At 67.0% G+C, this 17,163-nt stretch carries 20 protein-coding genes; 11 read left to right on the forward strand and 9 right to left on the reverse strand.

The window, feature by feature from the left end; translation table 11 throughout:
• Positions 1 to 41 precede the first annotated feature (41 nt).
• Positions 42 to 1,709: an MFS transporter gene (locus tag C8J44_RS14120; RefSeq protein ID WP_121905018.1), complete on the forward strand. Its 1,668-nt coding sequence runs from the start codon at positions 42 to 44 to the stop codon at positions 1,707 to 1,709.
• Between the two features lie 44 nt (positions 1,710 to 1,753).
• Here C8J44_RS14120 and C8J44_RS14125 read toward each other — a convergent pair whose 3' ends face one another.
• The 9 genes from C8J44_RS14125 to C8J44_RS14170 form a co-directional block, all read right to left on the reverse strand.
• Positions 1,754 to 2,281: an AAA family ATPase gene (locus tag C8J44_RS14125; protein WP_121905019.1), complete on the reverse strand. Its 528-nt coding sequence runs from the start codon at positions 2,279 to 2,281 to the stop codon at positions 1,754 to 1,756.
• A gap of 39 nt (positions 2,282 to 2,320) precedes the next feature.
• Positions 2,321 to 3,073 (reverse strand): FliA/WhiG family RNA polymerase sigma factor, encoded by a 753-nt coding sequence (locus C8J44_RS14130; protein WP_121905020.1) that lies wholly within the window; start codon positions 3,071 to 3,073, stop codon positions 2,321 to 2,323.
• Positions 3,070 to 5,130: a flagellar biosynthesis protein FlhA gene (gene flhA, locus C8J44_RS14135; protein WP_056054189.1), complete on the reverse strand. Its 2,061-nt coding sequence runs from the start codon at positions 5,128 to 5,130 to the stop codon at positions 3,070 to 3,072. Before flhA ends, C8J44_RS14130 begins: the two co-directional genes overlap by 4 nt.
• A 3-nt stretch (positions 5,131 to 5,133) precedes the next feature.
• Positions 5,134 to 5,979, reverse strand: a complete 846-nt coding sequence (locus C8J44_RS14140) for a lytic transglycosylase domain-containing protein (RefSeq protein ID WP_121905021.1) — start codon at positions 5,977 to 5,979, stop codon at positions 5,134 to 5,136.
• A gap of 214 nt (positions 5,980 to 6,193) precedes the next feature.
• Positions 6,194 to 6,511, reverse strand: a complete 318-nt coding sequence (locus tag C8J44_RS14150) for a flagellar protein FlgN (protein ID WP_121885744.1) — start codon at positions 6,509 to 6,511, stop codon at positions 6,194 to 6,196.
• Positions 6,498 to 6,812, reverse strand: a complete 315-nt coding sequence (gene flgM / locus C8J44_RS14155) for a flagellar biosynthesis anti-sigma factor FlgM (RefSeq protein ID WP_121905023.1) — start codon at positions 6,810 to 6,812, stop codon at positions 6,498 to 6,500. The genes C8J44_RS14150 and flgM overlap by 14 nt, the downstream gene beginning before the upstream one ends.
• Positions 6,813 to 6,910: 98 nt before the next feature.
• Positions 6,911 to 7,405 (reverse strand): flagella basal body P-ring formation protein FlgA, encoded by a 495-nt coding sequence (locus tag C8J44_RS14160; protein WP_121905024.1) that lies wholly within the window; start codon positions 7,403 to 7,405, stop codon positions 6,911 to 6,913.
• Positions 7,402 to 7,938, reverse strand: a complete 537-nt coding sequence (locus tag C8J44_RS14165; RefSeq protein ID WP_259466875.1) for a hypothetical protein — start codon at positions 7,936 to 7,938, stop codon at positions 7,402 to 7,404. The genes C8J44_RS14160 and C8J44_RS14165 overlap by 4 nt, the downstream gene beginning before the upstream one ends.
• Positions 7,935 to 8,618: a motility protein A gene (locus C8J44_RS14170; RefSeq protein ID WP_121905025.1), complete on the reverse strand. Its 684-nt coding sequence runs from the start codon at positions 8,616 to 8,618 to the stop codon at positions 7,935 to 7,937. The genes C8J44_RS14165 and C8J44_RS14170 overlap by 4 nt, the downstream gene beginning before the upstream one ends.
• 795 nt (positions 8,619 to 9,413) lie before the next feature.
• Here C8J44_RS14170 and C8J44_RS14175 point away from each other — a divergent pair.
• The 10 genes from C8J44_RS14175 to flgK are packed head-to-tail and all read left to right on the forward strand — an operon-like array spanning position 9,414 to position 17,160.
• Entirely contained in the window at positions 9,414 to 9,692 is a 279-nt protein-coding gene (locus C8J44_RS14175) for a flagellar basal body protein (RefSeq protein WP_060526221.1), read from the forward strand.
• Between the two features lie 18 nt (positions 9,693 to 9,710).
• Positions 9,711 to 10,106, forward strand: coding sequence for a flagellar basal body rod protein FlgC (gene flgC, locus C8J44_RS14180; protein WP_056054208.1), 396 nt, complete (start codon positions 9,711 to 9,713; stop codon positions 10,104 to 10,106).
• A 2-nt stretch (positions 10,107 to 10,108) separates the two neighbouring features.
• Positions 10,109 to 10,792, forward strand: a complete 684-nt coding sequence (locus tag C8J44_RS14185; RefSeq protein WP_056054212.1) for a flagellar hook assembly protein FlgD — start codon at positions 10,109 to 10,111, stop codon at positions 10,790 to 10,792.
• A gap of 31 nt (positions 10,793 to 10,823) precedes the next feature.
• Complete coding sequence (locus tag C8J44_RS14190) at positions 10,824 to 12,104, forward strand: flagellar hook protein FlgE (protein WP_121905027.1); 1,281 nt, start codon at positions 10,824 to 10,826, stop codon at positions 12,102 to 12,104.
• A gap of 26 nt (positions 12,105 to 12,130) precedes the next feature.
• On the forward strand, positions 12,131 to 12,883 hold the full coding sequence (flgF, locus tag C8J44_RS14195; protein ID WP_056054217.1) for a flagellar basal-body rod protein FlgF: 753 nt from the start codon (positions 12,131 to 12,133) through the stop codon (positions 12,881 to 12,883).
• 13 nt (positions 12,884 to 12,896) lie between these two features.
• Positions 12,897 to 13,685, forward strand: coding sequence for a flagellar basal-body rod protein FlgG (gene flgG / locus C8J44_RS14200; protein ID WP_056054219.1), 789 nt, complete (start codon positions 12,897 to 12,899; stop codon positions 13,683 to 13,685).
• Between the two features lie 2 nt (positions 13,686 to 13,687).
• Positions 13,688 to 14,383, forward strand: a complete 696-nt coding sequence (locus C8J44_RS14205; protein WP_404969214.1) for a flagellar basal body L-ring protein FlgH — start codon at positions 13,688 to 13,690, stop codon at positions 14,381 to 14,383.
• 10 nt (positions 14,384 to 14,393) lie between these two features.
• Complete coding sequence (locus tag C8J44_RS14210; RefSeq protein ID WP_056054822.1) at positions 14,394 to 15,485, forward strand: flagellar basal body P-ring protein FlgI; 1,092 nt, start codon at positions 14,394 to 14,396, stop codon at positions 15,483 to 15,485.
• Positions 15,482 to 15,817, forward strand: a complete 336-nt coding sequence (locus C8J44_RS14215; RefSeq protein ID WP_235529792.1) for a rod-binding protein — start codon at positions 15,482 to 15,484, stop codon at positions 15,815 to 15,817. Before C8J44_RS14210 ends, C8J44_RS14215 begins: the two co-directional genes overlap by 4 nt.
• Positions 15,814 to 17,160 carry a flagellar hook-associated protein FlgK gene (gene flgK / locus C8J44_RS14220; RefSeq protein WP_121905028.1) on the forward strand — a complete coding sequence of 449 codons (1,347 nt, stop codon included), beginning with the start codon at positions 15,814 to 15,816 and terminating at the stop codon, positions 17,158 to 17,160. Before C8J44_RS14215 ends, flgK begins: the two co-directional genes overlap by 4 nt.
• Positions 17,161 to 17,163: the final 3 nt, after the last annotated feature.

Genomic DNA, 17,163 nt, shown 5'->3' on the forward strand with positions numbered 1-17,163 from the left:
CGCCGCAGAATCCCCACCCACCCATCTGAGAGGATACCGCCATGGCGACGATAACAGGGGATGCTTCGCCCCTTGGGCACGTGAAGCAGAGCCAGCCGCTGATCATCATCGCGTCGTCGCTCGGCGCGGTGTTCGAATGGTATGATTTCTACCTCTACGGCCTGCTCGCGACGATCATCACCGCGCAGTTCTTCTCGGGCGTCAACGAGACCACCGGGTTCATCTTCGCGCTCGCGGCGTTCGCGGCCGGGTTCGCGGTGCGGCCGTTCGGTGCGCTGGTGTTCGGGCGGATCGGCGATGTCGTCGGCCGCAAGAATACGTTCCTCGTGACGATGGCGATCATGGGCCTGTCGACCTTCCTGGTCGGCCTGCTGCCAAGCTACGCGTCGGTCGGCGTCGCCGCGCCGATCGCGCTGGTCGTGCTGCGCCTGTTGCAGGGCCTCGCGCTCGGCGGCGAATATGGTGGTGCCGCGACCTATGTCGCAGAGCACGCGCCCGACAAGAAGCGCGGGCTGTTCACCAGCTTCATCCAGACGACCGCTTCCCTCGGGCTGTTCGCGGCGCTGTTGATCGTCATCGGCGTGCGGACTCTGGTCGGCGAAGAGGCATTCGCGGCATGGGGCTGGCGTATCCCGTTCATCGTCTCGATCGCGTTGCTCGCCGTGTCGCTCTGGATCCGCATGCAGCTCGAAGAGAGCCCGGTGTTCCAGAAGATGAAGGACGAGGGCAAGACCTCGAAGGCGCCGCTGACCGAGGCGTTCGGGCAGTGGAGCAATCTGAAGGTCGTGCTGATCGCGCTGTTCGGTGCGGTCGTCGGCCAGGGCGTCGTGTTCTACACGAGCCAGTTCTACGCATTGTTCTTCCTCGAGAAGAATTTGCGCGTCGACGGGCCGACCACCAACATCCTGATCGCGATCGCGCTGTTGATCGCCACGCCGGCGTTCATCTTCTTCGGCTGGCTGTCGGACAAGATCGGGCGGAAGTACATCATCCTGACCGGCTGCGCGCTCGCGGCACTGACGTATATGCCTCTGTTCCACGCACTGTCGAAGGCCGCCAACCCGGCACTCTATGCGGCGCAGGCCAACTCGCCGGTGACGGTGGTGGCCAACCCCGACGAGTGTTCGGTGCAGTTCGATCCGGTCGGCAAGAACAAGTTCGACAGCAGCTCGTGCGACATCGCCAAGGCGTATCTGGCGAAGGCCGGCATCTCCTATGCCAACGTGATCGCACCTGCAGGCACCGTCGCGCAGATCCATATCGGCGGCGCGACCATCCCGGTCGTCAACCCCGCGGTCGTTACCGGTCCTGACAAGGCGGCGGCGATCAAGGCGTTCGGTGCGGAAGTAAAGACCGCACTGACCGCGGTCGGCTACCCTGAAAAGGCGGACCCGGCGCAGATCAACAAGCCGATGGTCGTCGCGATCCTCGTCCTGCTCGTGCTGTACGTGACGATGGTCTACGGGCCGATCGCCGCGTTGCTGGTCGAGCTGTTCCCGACGCGGATCCGCTACACCTCGATGTCGCTGCCCTATCATATCGGCAATGGCTGGTTCGGCGGGTTCTTGCCGACCGCGGCGTTCGCGATGGTCGCGGCGACCGGGGATATCTATTACGGGCTCTGGTACCCGATCCTTGCCTGCGCGGTGACGGCGCTGGTGGGTCTCGTGTTCCTGCCCGAGACGTTCCGCCGGTCGCTGCACGGCTGACCGAATGGTCCGGACCCCTCAGGATACGGGGTCCGGATCGACGTTCAGCGGCGCAAATCGTTCGACCGGTAGAAGGCGGCAAGCGCGCCGGTCGACTTCAGCGCCACCTTCGGCAGGTGGATCTGCTCGAACATCCGCGCATAGCGGGCGCGGTTCGCCCTGGTGGCGATCGTGATGTGGCGGATCATCGCCCATTTGACCGTGTCGCGACCGCCCTCGAGCGCGCCGCGGCGATCATAATCGAACCAGCAGCGTTTCAGATAGCGATAGAGGCTGACCGCGGTGGGCACATCGAGCAGGATGACCCCGGTGGCGCGCTCCAGCCGACGCGGGAGAAGCCGTGAATAATTGCCGTCCATCACCCAGCATGCGCCCAGGATCGCAGCGTCATGCAACGCGGCGAATTCGTCTGCGGGCCGCGGGACCCAGTCGGTATGCGGCAGATGGTGAAGCTGGTCGAGGTGGATCGCGGTGAGCCTTCGCGCCTGCGATAGGGCGTCCGCCAGCGTGGACTTGCCGCTGTTGGATGGCCCCATGATGCAGATGCGCGGTCCGAGGTCGTCCAACGTCATCCGCGCCGATTACTCTTCCACGCGCTGAAGAAACAGGGCTCAGGCGATCTGGCGAGCCAGTGCCTTCTTCAACTTCGCATGCGCGGACGCCTTGATCTGGCAGACGCGCGCGGAGCCTACGCCGAAGACTTCGCCGATCTCCTCGAGGTTGAGTTCCTCGACATAATAAAGCTGGATCACCTGCGCCTCGCGTTCGGGCAGCGCGGTGATCGCCTTGATCAAGGCCTCGCGCATGTCGCTGTCGGCGAGCTGTTCGAACGCATCGGGCGTGTCGTCGGCGAACCACGGCAGGTCGTCCGCATACATCTCGTCGATCGAGTCGAAGCGGATCGAGTCGGCGGTGACGTAGTCGGTGCGGAGTTTTTCGATCGTCACGCCGATATGCTCTGCGATCATGTCTTCTCCTGGGGCTTTCCCGGTGCGGGCGGTGAGCGTCGAGATCGCCTCGGCATATTGGCGACGGCGACGCATCGCGCCTCGCGTCGACGTCGCCTGGCGGCGGAGTTCGTCGATCATGCTGCCGCGTAACCGCGTGATCAGGTAGGTCTTGAACGGAAGCCCACGCTCGTCGAAATTCGCGGCGGCCTCGACCAGCGCGACCAGGCCGACCTGTATCAGGTCCTCGACCTCGACGCTGCTGCTCATGCTGCCGTGGACGTGCCAGGCGATCCGGCGGACGAGCGGGAGATGCTGTTTGACGAGCTGGTCCGCGTCGCCGCCAGGGCGCTGGTGCGGACGGTACGTCAAAGGCTGGGCGTCTTCGAATGCGCCACGCATCGGGAGCGCGCTCATGCCGCCAGCGCCTGTTGAGAGGCGCCGATGACCGCGACGACTTCGACGGCCTTCTCCTCAGGCACTTCGAAGAACGACATGACCGGGGTGTCGGGCAGGCACGTCCGCACGAGCTTGCGGATGGCGATGCGGATGGTCGGCTGGACGACCAGCGCGAACGGTTTCGCCTCGGCGATCAGCGGTTCGGCGGCGCGTTGCAGCGCCTCAACGATGCGGCGGCCGAGATCGGGTTCGATGACGTGGCGGCGCGATTGATCGGCGCGCATCGCCTGGCCGAGCAGACCTTCCAATTGACCCTCCAACGTCATGACGCGCAGCGGTTCGCGCACGCCGCACAGTTTCTGGATGATGAGCGCGCCGAGCTCGGGACGGATCGTCTCGATGATTTCCTCGGCGTCCTGCGTGCGCTGCGCCGCGACCGCGATCGCGCCGGCGATGCGGCGGAATTCCTTGAGCGGCACGTTCTCCGCGAGCAGGCCTTTCAGGACCTGCGTCAGCGTCGTGATAGGCAGCGGTGCGAGTGCTGCCACCAGTTGCGCGGCGCGCTCCTTGAGGCCGTCGAGCAGCGCCTGCACTTCGTCCTGGCCGAGCAGCTCGGACGCGTTCTGGCCGAGCAGGTGGTTGAGATGCGTCGCCATCACCGTGCCGGGATCGACCACGAGATAGCCTGCACCGGTCGCGGCATCGGCATCGCCCGCATCGACCCAGGTCGCGTCGAGCCCGAAGGTCGGATCCTTGACCTTCTTGCCGAACAGGTCGCCGAACGCCTGCCCCGTGTCGAGCGCGAGCATCTCGTCAGGCGACACGGTGTCCTCGCCGACGACGACGCCGTTGACGAGGATGCGGTAGACGTACGGCGCGAGGTTGATGTCGTCGCGGACGCGGACCTGCGGCACGACGAAGCCCAGTTCCTTCGACAGCTGGCGGCGCACGCCGGTGATCCGCCCCATCAGCGGCGACCCGCGACGCTCGTCGGCGAGCGGCACCAGGCCGTAGCCGATGTCGAGATTGACCTGCATCCCGTCGGTGACTTCCTCCCAGCCGATCTTCGACTGGTCGATCGTCTCGACGGGGACGACGACGACGGGGGCAGGGCGGCGCTCGATCTGGCGCAGCTTCCACGCGGCGAACCCGGCGATGGCCGCTGCCGGCAGGATCACCATGTGCGGCATGCCGGGCAGGATGCCGAGCAGCGCGAGGATCACCGCGACCGGCGTCCAGGTGCGCGGGCTCCCGAACTGGCCGCCGATCTGGCCGGCGAGATCCTTGTCGGAGGTGACGCGGGTGACGATCGACGCGGCGGCGATCGACAGCATCAGGCTCGGCAGCTGCGCGACGAGCGCGTCGCCGATCGCGAGCAGGATGTAATTGTGCGCGGCGTCGGCGATCGTCATGCCGTGGCTGACGGGGCCGAGGATCAGGCCGCCGATGATGTTGGCGGCGAGGATCAGCATCGCCGCGACCGCATCGCCCTTCACGAACTTCGACGAGCCATCCATCGAGCCGTAGAAATCGGCTTCGGTGGAGACTTCGACGCGGCGTGCTTTGGCTTCGTCGGGGGTGATGAGGCCGGCGTTGAGATCGGCGTCGATCGCCATCTGCTTGCCGGGGAGCGCGTCGAGTGTGAAGCGCGCGCTGACTTCGGAGACGCGGCCGGCACCCTTGGTGACGACGATCATGTTGATGATCATCAGGATCGCGAAGACGAAGATGCCGACGACGTAATCGCCGCCGATCAGGAACGTGCCGAACGCCTCGATGACGTGACCCGCCGCGCTCTCTCCCTCGTGGCCGTGGACCAGCACGATGCGCGTGGAGGCGACGTTGAGGCCGAGACGGAACAGCGTGGCGAACAGCAGCACGGTCGGGAAGGCGGAGAAGTCGAGCGGCTTCTGTGCGTTCAAGGCGACCATCAGCACCGCGAGGCTGATCGCGATGTTCGCCACGAAGAAGATGTCGAGCATGAACGCCGGGATCGGCACGACCATGACGAGCACGAGCAACAGGATCGCGAGCGGCAGGACCGACGCGCGGGCGTTGGAGAGGATGCGGTTCATCGCTTAGCCGCCCAGCCGTGCGAGCATCATGTACGCGAGCCGCGCGGTATCGGGCGTCGGGCGCAGGATGCTCGCGGCGGCCTGCGTCGTCTTGCCGGTGAACCTGCCCATCGCGGTAGTCGCCCAGGCGAGCGCGTCGTCGGCGCTTTCGTTGTTGCCGGTGATGACGGTGCTGCCGTTCATGTCGAGCGCCTGCGCGGCGTAGTTGGCGGGCGTGGCGGTCGCGCTTGCCCCGGCGGCGGCACTGCCGAGCTTGTCGGCGAACCGGTCGTAGATCGCCGACAGCGTGCGCGGCTGGTTGTTCGAATCGTAGAAGACGTTGTGGTTCGCGCGGGCCGCGGCCGGAAATAGTGCCGCGCCGCTCGCCTGCGGGTTGGACTGCATCGTCTTGAGGAACTTGGTCGCGCCACCGAGCCCCATGAAGTGCGCCATATACAGGTCGGTGCCCGACGCCGGGCGGTTCAGCGTGCCTTCGAGCGAGGCCTTGTTGTCCGACGCGTATTCGGCGGCCATCAGCGAGGCGGCATTGGGATCGTTGCGCAGCGCGAGGATCGCAGCCTTGGTGCCGGCATCGCCGACCGAGAGGCGGCCGCTCGACGACTGGCCGATGCTGTTCGCGGCCCAGGCCATGCCGTGCTCCGCGCCGTGCTTCTTGACGACGGAGAGCCAGCTCTGTTCGATGAACTGGTAGAGGCCCGATGCGCTCGACGTGCCGGCCTTGGCATTGGCGTTCAGCCCGCTCTCGAGCTTCGCCTGGCCCAGCAGATAGTCGAAATCCACGCCCGTCTTGCTGCTCGCAAGCGCGATCGCGGACTGGATCCGGCCGGTAGTGATAGGATTGACGGTCATGCCCGTGTGCGGTGCCCCTGATTCAGGGGATACTCAGCAAGGGGCGTGCCAGTTTTGGCGTTTGGTTCCACCGCCAATCGTCATTCCCGCGGAGGCGGGAACCCATACTGGCTAGCCGTGCGGTAGAATCGCATGCGCTGGAGGATATGGATCCCCGCCTGCGCGGGGATGACGAAGCTGAGATGGCGGAGGTTAGGAAGAGTGGGCGCGCTACTTAAGCGTATGCCGCGCGCAGGCCTGGGCGATACCCGGCAACGGCACCGTCGCCGGTCAGGGTTTGCAGGCGGCGGCGGACATTTGCCGCCATCAGATTGGTGTAGATCCGGCACGTCTCGTTGAGCCGGTTCGCCTCGTCGGCCAGCTCGCGGATCTCGGTGCCGGCGGGGCCGGTGCCCAGCAACGCGACCTGTTCGATCCCGGCGAGCTTGTCGGCGGTCGCGCGCTCGAGGCTGGCGACGTCGTTCGACTTCAGCGCGGCGATCTCGGCATGCAGCGAGTCGATCACGCGGATCAGGGCTTCACGCCGCTTCATTGGAATTCCAGGCGAGGCTGAGCGCCATCAGCCGGTCGGCGATGGTCGCGGGAAGGATGGGGAAGGTGCCGCTGGCGATCGCCTTCTTGATCTCGGCGACGCGCGTCGCGTTGACCGGGGGCGACGAGGCCATCGTCTTCGCCAGTGCCAACGAGTCCGAGAGGACCGAGGGCTGGGCCGATGCCGACGACGATGCCTGCTGTACCGGCGTCTGAACGGCCGTCGTCGGCGTCGCGGCGGCGACGCGCGCGACGGAGCGATCTCCTGCTACTGACGGCCTCGCGCCGATCGAATCCACCATGTCCGCATCCTTTGGTTTGCGCTGACATCAGGAGATACGACCGCACGCTCGAAAGCTTTAGCAAAATTAAACCGTTCGAAAATCCGGGTCGACCGGGCTCAGTTCGACCAGCCGGGCAGCGTGGCGTGGCCAGCCTCGACCGCGATCGCCTGGACCGGCGTGCGGGTGTCGTCGACCTTGACCATGAACCGGCCGCCCGGCGCGGCATCGCCCATCGCGACGCCCTCGCGGCTGATCGAAAAGCCGTCGGTGCCGGCCTCGATCACGATCGGATCGCCGCGCTTGATCACCGGCGGGGCCTTGGCGACGGAAACGAACGACGCCGCGATGGCTGCGGGTGCGCTTGCCGGCCGGATGACGGGGACGAAGATCCGCCATGCCGGTCCGCCGCACGAGACGACCACCGCATCATGCTGTTCGGAGCGCCACGACAGCGAGACGGTCGGGCAGGTCGCGAGCCGCAGCCGCGCGTCGACCGGCGTGCGCGCGCCACCCTCGGCGCCGGTCGGGCGGCCGGTGAATGCCGCGACCGAGGCGTCTAGCGTGGTGGTGTCCTGGAAGCTCGCGGCGACGAGCAGGAGGGGAAGAATCATGGCATGGTCCTCATCGGAGCGGTCTTCTGCGGCTCGCCGACGAAGGCGAGCGAGACGATGGCGGCACGGCGGCCGGGTTTGGTCGTGGTGACGATCGTCACGCGCGATGGCGCGACCGCCGAGAGCGCGGCGGCGACGGTGCGGGCGCGGTCGGCGGCGAGGATCGCGGCGCTGCCGGTGGTGGGGTCGACATCGGCGGGGGTGCCGTCAGTCGAGCCGGTGACGGTCAGCATCATGCGCGGATCGCGCCCGGCCTCGCGCGCCCAGGCGACGAGCGCGCCGGGGCTGGTTGGCATGATCGCCGAGCCGGGCGCGAAATCGAGCATGCCCGCCGCGGCGACCGGCATCGGCGTCGGTTCGGCGACGGTCGCGCCGAAACCCTTGCGGATGCCCTTCGCCAGATCGCGCGCACCGAGATGCTGGCTCGCCTGGACGAGCACGAGGAAGCCCACGAGCAGCAGCGCGAGATCGGCGAGCGTCATCAGCCACAGCGGCTTGCCGGGCGGCGTCTCGGGATAGTCGCTCGTGGTCATGCCGCCGAGACCGCCGGGACCAAGGTCGGCAGCGGGCTTGGTGCGACATAGCCGCGCGGCGTCTCGCGCTCGGCGAGCGCCACCAGCGGCGCTTCGATCCGTGCGCGTTCGAACGCCTCGGTGCGGCCTTGCGCACGGAGGCGGTTGGCGATCGGCATGAACACCAGATTGGCGAGCAGCGCACCATACAGCGTCGCGAGCAGCGCGACCGCCATCGCGCCGCCGATCGCGTCGGGATTGTTCATCGTCGCGAACATCTGCGCGAGGCCGATCAGCGTGCCGACCATGCCCATCGCCGGCGCGGCCTCGGCGGCGCCCGCCCAGACATCGGCGGCGGCGACGTGGCGCTCGATCCGTGCGCGACGACGATGCTGGACGAGAGTCGCGACGCTGTTGGCCGTCCCGCCATCAACGATCGCGGCAATCCCGGCGGCGACGTCATTGTCGGTGATAACCGAGCGATCCAGCGCCATCACGCCGTGGCGCTTGGCGATCCGCGACAGCGCGGTGATCTGTTGCAGCAACGGATCGGCGTCGAACCGGGCGCGACCCAGGATGGTGACCGCGGCGAGCGCGCGGCCGAGGTCGCGGGCGGGCGTGCGCAGGACGACGGCGAGCGCGGTGCCGCCACCGACGATGGCGAGCGCGACGGGATCGAACAGGAGGTCGGGGGTGATCATACGCGCGATCTCTGCAAGGTGTGGGCCAGTTTGTGGGGGGTGTTGTGCTGCGCTTCTTTGTGAAGGGAGGTGCTGGACGCGTTTGTTGCGAGCTGCGGTGCTTGCCAAGCGGCCTACCCACCCCCGGCCCCTCCCTTCATCAGGGAGGGGGGAAGTAAGGTGTGGGTTGATGGGGGTGGGGCCCAATCCTTCCCTAAGCCACCACCCCGGCGAAGGCCGGGGCCCAATTGGGAAACGTCGCTAACTTAGGGCGCGTTTCGTTACTGCGACCTTGCCAATTGGGCCCCGGCCTTCGCCGGGGTGGTGAAACTGACTGGCTGGCGTATCCGCTAGGGGTGGGGATGGGAGCGGGGTGGCTCCTCGTTGTTCTCCCGCGAAGGCGGGAGTCCAGTCTGGGTCCCCGCCTTCGCGGGGAAACATTGGGTGTAGCGGGATGTTCGCCGAAGCCTTCTCCCCCCCCCTCGTGAAGGGAGGGGCTGGGGGTGGGTGGGCTGCTTGGCTGCCGTTCCCGCCGAACATTCTCTAACCCCTTCACAAACTGGGTAAGCTGCGAACCGGCAACCGCGTTGCCGCCCGCCACTGCCGCACCGGCAAGCCGTTGCCGTTCGCCCTGCCGCTTGCTTGCCGCCCGCCTGCCGTCGACCGGCAAAGCCACATCCTCCACCCATACCGCAAAAACTGGCACGGGCATTGCTTATGTCCGGTTGCGCAACGGTTGCGCCAGGAGACGGGTCTGTGTCAGGCGACACGCTTTTCGGAGTTCATGGGGCGGCACTCGAGGTGCGCTCGCAGCGCATGGGCGTGCTCGCGTCGAACATCGCCAACGCGTCGACGCCGGGCTTCAAGGCGCGCGACATCGATTTCAACGCGGCGCTCGCGTCGGTCGAGAACGACGGGAGCACGAGTGCCGCGACCAAATACCGCGTCGCGACGCAGACCTCGCTCGATGGCAACACCGTCGAGCTGAGCCACGAGCAGACCGCGTTCGCCGAGAACGCCGTCCAGTATCAGACGACGCTGTCGTTCCTGAACGGGCGGATCAGCACGATAACCCGCGCGCTGAAGGGGGAATAAGACGTGTCCAACCAGCCCATGACGATCTTCCAGGTGGCCGGCCGCGCGATGTCCGCGCAGCTCGTCCGGATGAACACGACCGCGTCCAACCTCGCCAACGCCGGCGGCACGACCGGATCGGCCGAGACCGCGTACAAGTCGATGCGGCCGGTGTTCCGCACCAGCTTCGACGCGGCGAGCGGAATGTCGACGGTCGACGTCGAGCGCGTCGTCAGTGCCGGCGAAGCGCCGACCAAGCGCTACGATCCCGACAATCCGATGGCCGACAAGGATGGCAACATCTTCGAGGCGTCGGTCGATGAAACCCGCGAGATGGTCGACATGATGGAGACCGCCCGCAGCTACCAGAACAACGTCGAAGTGATGAACACGGCCAAGTCGCTCATCATCGATACCCTCAAGCTAGGCCGCTGATCATGGCGACATCTTTCGATTCCACGCTGAACAGTCTCGGTATCGCGCGCACCTCGACGGCGGCGGCCAAGACGGCGACCCCATCGGGCTCGTCGAACCTCGGCCAGTCCGATTTCCTGAAGCTGATGACCGCGCAGATGCAGAACCAGGACCCGTTCAACCCGGTCGACAACACCCAGATGGTCGCGCAGATGGCGCAGATCTCGACCACCTCGGGTATCTCCGAGATGAATTCGACGATGAAGGCGATCGCCGACAAGCTAGGCGTCACCAGCACCAGCGAAGCGATGGGCTATGTCGGCAAGACCGTGCTGACCGCCGGCACGACCGCCTATGGCCGGACCGGCGGCGGGATCGCCGGGTCGGTCGAGCTGGCCGCCGCGGCGTCGGGCGTCAACGTGACGATCAGCGACGCGAGCGGCGCCGCGCTCAAGACGATGGCGCTCGGGCCGCAGGCCAAGGGCACGGTGGGCTACGACTGGGACGGCAAGAATGCCGCCGGGGTCGATGCCGGCAATGGCCCCTTCACGATCAGCGTCGCGGCACAGAGCGGCGGCGCCGCGGTCGGCGCGACCAACCTGGTCTGGGCGCCGGTCCAGTCGGTCTCGACCACCACCGGTTCCGCCGTCCTTACTCTCCCCGGCATCGGCGAAGTGCCGGCCAGCGCCATCCGCCAGATCGGCTGATCGCATCCCCTAATTTCAAGGAGTTCACCGCATGTCTTTCTATACCTCGCTTTCCGGTCTCCAGGCTTCGCAGGCCGAAATGGCGACGATCTCGCACAATCTGGCGAACGTCTCGACCAACGGCTTCAAGAAGAGCCGCACCGATTTCGCCGACGTGATCGCCTCGAGCGTGTCGGTCGCGCCGTCGCAGCAGGTCGGCTCGGGCGTCATGGTCAAGGGCAACCGCCAGCAGTTCGGGCAGGGCAATCTGCTCCAGTCGGCGAGCGCGCTCGACCTCGCCGTGTCGGGCGACGGTTTCTTCGCGGTCAAGCCCGATCCGAGCTCGGCGACGGTCAACTACACGCGCAACGGCTCGTTCCTGGTCGACGCCAACAACAACGTGACCGACGCGAACGGCAATTTCCTCCAGGTCTATCCGGTCGACGGTTCTGGCAACGTCATCCAGGCGAGCATGAACACGCTGCAGAACCTGACGCTGCCCGCGACCAGCGGCGCGCTGAAGGCGACGCAGGACGTCAAGCTGGGCGTCAACCTGAACGCCAACACCGCGCAGCCGGCCAATGCGACGTTCAACCGCCTCGACGTGTCGTCGTACAACCAGGCGACGACGACCTCGGTCTATGACTCGCAGGGCAATCCGATGGCGATGACGAGCTATTACGTCCGCGATACGGCACCGATCGCAACGCCCCAGGGCGGCACCGCCGACCTGTCGTCGACCTGGTCGGTCTACAGCTTCGTCGGCGACAAGCCGATGACGGCAGGCGGCAGCGACAGCGTGAAATTGCAGTTCGGCAGCACCGGGCAGCTGACCGCTCCGGCGGCCAAGACCACGTTCGACGCGTTCACCCCGGCCAGCGGGTCGGCGCAGGCGATCAGCCTCGACCTGACCGCGAGCACGCAGAGCGCGGCGTCGTTCAAGGTCGCCACGCAGACGCAGGACGGCCTTGCGGTCGGCCAGTTGCAGGGCGTGACCGTCGACGATGCCGGGATCGTCAAGGCGAGCTTCTCGAACGGCGACGTCAAGGCGCTGGGCCAGGTGGCGCTCGTCAACTTCTCGAACCCGTCGGGTCTGCGCCAGCTCGGCGACAGCGGCTGGGCATCGACCGGCGTCTCGGGCAGCCCGATCGCCGGCACTGCCGGTCAGCGTGGCCTCGGTAACCTGATGTCGGGGACGATCGAGCGGTCGAACGTCGACATCACCGAGGAGCTGGTCAATTTGATCGCGGCACAGCGCAATTTCCAGGCGAATTCGAAGGCCCTGGATACCGCCAGCCAGATTTCGCAGACCATCTTCAACATCCGCAGCTGACCGAAAAAGCGCGCAGGGGACCCTGAATGGACAAGCTGGTCTACACCGCGGCGTCGGGCCTGCGTGCGCACATGGCGGCGCAGGCGGCGATCGCCAACAACATGGCGAACGCGTCGACGACCGGGTTCCGCGCCGATCGCGTGGTGTTCGACCGGATGAACCTGAAGGGCGACGGCACCACGCTGGAAGCGCGCGCGCCGACCTCCGAGGAGGTCACCGACGCGGACCGGTCGCCGGGGGCGATCCAGCAGACCGGGCGGCCGCTCGACGTCGCGATCACCGGCACCACCGCGTGGCTGGCGGTGCAGGCGTCGGACGGCTCCGAGGCGTACACTCGCCGCGGCGATCTGGAGGTCGCGCCATCGGGCGTGCTGCAGACCGGCGACGGGCATCCGGTGATCGGCTCGGGGGGGCCGATCACCCTGCCGCCCTACCAGTCGTTGTCGATCGCTGGCGACGGGACGATCTCGATCGTGCCGCAGGGTGGCGACGCGAAGAACCCGCAGGTCATCGACAAGCTCAAGCTCGCCGACACCAAGGGGTCGGAGACGGTCAAGGGCCTCGACAACCTGCTGCGCGTCAAGGGCGGGGGGACGCTGCCCGAGGATCTCGATGCGAAGGTGCAGGGCGGGGCGATCGAGGGATCGAACGTCAACATGACGCAGGCGCTGGTCGACATGATCGAGAACCAGCGCAGTTACGAAGTCCAGGCCAATATGTTGAAGTCCGCCAAGGACATGGATGAAAGCGGCGCATCCGTGATGCGCCTGCCGAGCTAGAAGGAACCGACGAATGTCATCCGCAGCCATGCATATCGCGCGTACCGGGCTCGACGCCCAGGATATGCGCATGCGCGTCATCTCGAACAATCTCGCCAACGTGAACACGACGGGCTTCAAGAAAGACCGCGCCGCGTTCGAGACGCTCGCCTACCAGGTCGTGACGACGCCGGGCGCCCAGAGCACGTCCGAGACCAAATACGCGACCGGGCTCAATCTCGGCACCGGCGTCAAGATCCAGGGCACCGCGCGCGTCGATACGCAGGGCGCGATGCAGACGACCGGCAACAGCCTCGATCTCGCGCTCGACGGCGACGGGTATTTCCAGGTGCAGATGCCCGGCGGGACGCTCGGCTATACGCGCTCGGGCAATTTCTCGCGCTCGGCCGAAGGCTTGCTGGTCACCAGCGAGGGCTATCAGGTGCAGCCCGGCATCACCGTGCCGCAGGGCACGACCGCGATCACGATCGGGTCGGACGGCACCGTGTCGGCGACCGTCCCCGGCCAGACCGAAGCGACGCAGCTCGGCCAGATCCAGGTGGCGAACTTTCCGAACGGCGCCGGCCTTCAGGCGACCGGCGACAATTACCTGGTCGAGACCGCGGCAAGCGGCGCGGCCAATGTCGGCGTCGCGGGCCAGGACGGACGCGGCAACATCAAGCAGGGCATGCTCGAGGCATCGAACGTCAACGTCGTCGAGGAACTCGTCGACATGATCGAGACGCAGCGCGCGTACGAGGTGAATTCGAAGATGATCTCGGCGACCGACGACATGCTCAAATACGTCAACCAGAACATCTGATCATGACCCGCACCGCTTCCCATTCCGTCGTCGTGATGACCGCGATCGCGCTCGCCGGGTTCGCTTCGTCCGCGGCCGATGCCGGTATCTTCGGCAAGAAGCTGCCGCCCGAGGATTTTTCGGTCGCGCGGCCTCTTCCGGTGGTGCCAGTGCCGGTCGTCGCGACCGGCTCGATCTTCCAGGCGCAGGACGGCTACGCAGCGCTGTACGAAGGCTGGCGCGCGCGGAAAGTCGGCGATCCGCTGACGATCGTGCTGGTCGAGCGGACCGCCGCGTCGAAGACGTCGGGGTCGAAGCTCGACAGCAATGGCGGCGCGAGCATCACGCCGCCGACCACCGGCGCGCTCAACCTGTTCAACAAGAGCGATGCGGCGATCAGCGGCGGGCGCAATTTCAACGGCACCGGTGCCGCCGACCAGACGAACTCGCTGTCGGGCGAAGTCAGCGTGACGGTCGCGCAGGTCTATCCCAACGGCACGATGCTGGTGCAGGGCCAGAAGCGCGTGACGCTCAACCGCGGCGACGAGTTCCTGAAGATCAAGGGCCTGGTCCGCACCGCCGATGTCGACGCCAACAACCGCGTGCTGTCGACCCGCGTGGCCGACGCGCAGATCTCGTACACCGGCAAGGGCGACGTCGCCCGCGCCGGCCGCCAGGGGTGGCTCGGCCGCTTCTTCTCCGTCGTCAGCCCGTTCTAAGGCCGTGACCATGCGCTTCCTGCTCGCCCTTTTCGCATCGCTCCTGATCGCAGGCCCGGCCTCGGCCGACCGGATCAAGGATCTGGGCGGGTTCCAGGGGATCCGATCGAACCAGCTGACCGGCTACGGCATCGTCGTCGGCCTGCCCGGCACCGGTGACGACAATCTCGAATACACCGTGCAGTCGCTGAAGGCGGTCGCGTCGCGCTTCGGCCTGCAGCTGCCGCCGACCGCGAACCCGGGGATGAAGAACGCGGCGGTCGTGATGATCACCGCCGAACTGCCGCCGTTCGCCAAGCCCGGCCAGCGCCTCGACATCACGGTCGCGTCGATGGGCAAGGCGAAGTCGCTCCGCGGTGGCAGCCTGATCATGACGCCGCTGCTCGGTGCGGATAATCAGATCTATGCGATGGCGCAGGGCAACCTCGCGGTCGGCGGGCTCGGTGCAGAGGGCGCGGATGGGTCGAAGATCGTCGTCAACGTGCCGTCGACCGGTCGCATCCCCGAGGGGGCGACGGTCGAACGTGCGGTCGCGACCGGGTTCGACAGCGCGCCGATGCTCACCTTCAACCTCGCGCGCGCCGATTTCACGACCGCGCAGAACGTCGCGGGTGCGATCAATTCCAAGCTCGGCTTCGGCAGCGCGCAGGCGATCGACGCGGTGTCGGTCTCGGTGCGTGCGCCGATCGGCGCGGATGTCCGCGCCACGCTGATGTCGACGATCGAGAATCTCGACGTCGTGTCTGCCGAACCCTCGGCCAAGGTGATCGTCAACGCGCGTACCGGCACCGTCGTGATCAACTCGGCGGTCCGGGTCGGCCCGGCGGCGATCACGCACGGCAAGATGACGGTGCGGATCGATGAGAAGCCGCAGGTCAGCCAGCCCGCCCCGTTCAGCCAGGGCCAGACCGCGATCACCCCGAACAGCCGCGTCGCGGTCGAGGAGGAGCGTCGGCCGATGTTCCTGCTCGCACCCGGCCCCAAGCTCGCCGACATCGTCAAGGCGGTCAACGCGATCGGCGCATCGCCGGCCGATCTGGTCGCGATCCTCGAGGCGCTGAAGGAAGCCGGCGCACTCAAGGCCGAGTTGATCGTCCTGTGAGCGCGATCACCACACCCACGCTCGCGACGACCGCGACCACCGGGATCTCGACCGATACGAGCCGGCTCAAGTCGAAGGACAATCTCGACAAGGCCGGGCAGAAGTTCGAGGCGGTCTTCACCGGCATGATGTTGAAGAGCATGCGGCAGGCGAAACTGGCCGATCCGATCTTCGATTCGAAGGCGATCGATACCTTCACCGACATGCAGGACGGGCTGATCGCGAAGTCGATGGCAGAGCACACGCCGCTTGGCATCGGCAAGGCGATGACCGATTTTCTCAGCAAATCTCAATCGGATATTAACCCGGCGGCGACAGACTCACCGCCATGAGCGATCTCCTTTCGATCGGCGCGTCGGGCGTCCGCGCGTACCAGACCGCGTTGTCCACGGTATCCGAGAACATCGCGAACACCGGCACCGCGGGCTATACCCGGCGGACGACGACGCTTGGCGAAGTGGCGTCGATCGGTGGCGGGATCGCCGCGCGGACGTCGTCGAACGGCAGCGGGGTGGTCGTCGTCGGCATCGGTCGCAGCGCCAATGCCTATCGCTCGCAGGCGGTGCGCAGTGCCGGCACCGATCTCGCCAAGACCGAAACCAGCATTGCCTGGATGAGCCGGATCGAGACGTCGCTGGGCGACAACAAGCTCGGCGACCGGCTCACCAGCTTCTTCGGCGCGGCGCAGACGCTGTCGGCCGATCCCACCTCGATTCCGGCCCGTGCGGCGATGCTCGAATCGGCCGGCAGTGCCGCCGCCGCCTTCGCGACCACCGGCAAGGCGCTCGATACCGCGACCGCCGAACTCGATGCGACCACCTCGCAGGCGGTCGATTCGCTCAATTCGCTCGGCACCGCGCTCGCCAAGATCAATGACGGTATCGCGCGGTCGCAGCCGGGTTCGTCGAGCGCGGCGCAGCTCGCCGACCAGCGCGACCAGGTGCTCGACCAGATGAGCACGCTGACCGACGTGAGCACGTCGTTCGACGGTCTCGGCCGCGCGACGGTGCGGCTCGGCGGTGCGGCCGGACCGGCGTTCGTCGTCGGTTCCGACAGTGGCCAGGCGGCGTACGCCCGCAACGACGAAGGCGCGGTGCAGTTCACGGTCACGCAAGGCGGCGCCACCTCGACGCTGTCGCCGTCGGGCGGCGCGCTCGCTGGGTTCGCCGACGGAGCGCAGCGGCTCGTCGCGGCCCGCGACGGGCTGAACGCGATCGCCAAGGATTTCACCGCGCAGGTCAATGCGGTCCAGGCACAGGGCCGCGATCTCGATGGCAAGGCCGGTGCCGCGCTGTTCGTGACCGGCGATACGCCGACCGACATCTCGGTGGCACTGACCGACCCGCGCGGGATCGCCGCCGCGGGTGCGAACGGCAGCATGCGCGATGCGTCGAACCTGGCCGCGTTGCAGACGGTCCGGTCGAGCGGCGGGTTCGAGACGCGCACGGTCAACCTGATCGCCGGCAATGCCGCCGCACTCCAGCAGCGCACGACCGTGGCCGATGCGCAGAGCGCGATCCGCGACGGCGCGGTCAGCGCGCTCGCGTCGGCGTCGGGGGTCGATCTCGATAGCGAAGCGGTCGATCTGCTGCGCTTCCAGCAGGCCTATCAGGCGTCGAGCCGGGTGATCCAGACCGCGCGCGACACCTTCCAGTCCATCCTCGAGATTCGGTAACGC

Source organism: Sphingomonas sp. PP-CE-3A-406 (assembly GCF_003688625.1).
Classification (GTDB): domain Bacteria; phylum Pseudomonadota; class Alphaproteobacteria; order Sphingomonadales; family Sphingomonadaceae; genus Sphingomonas.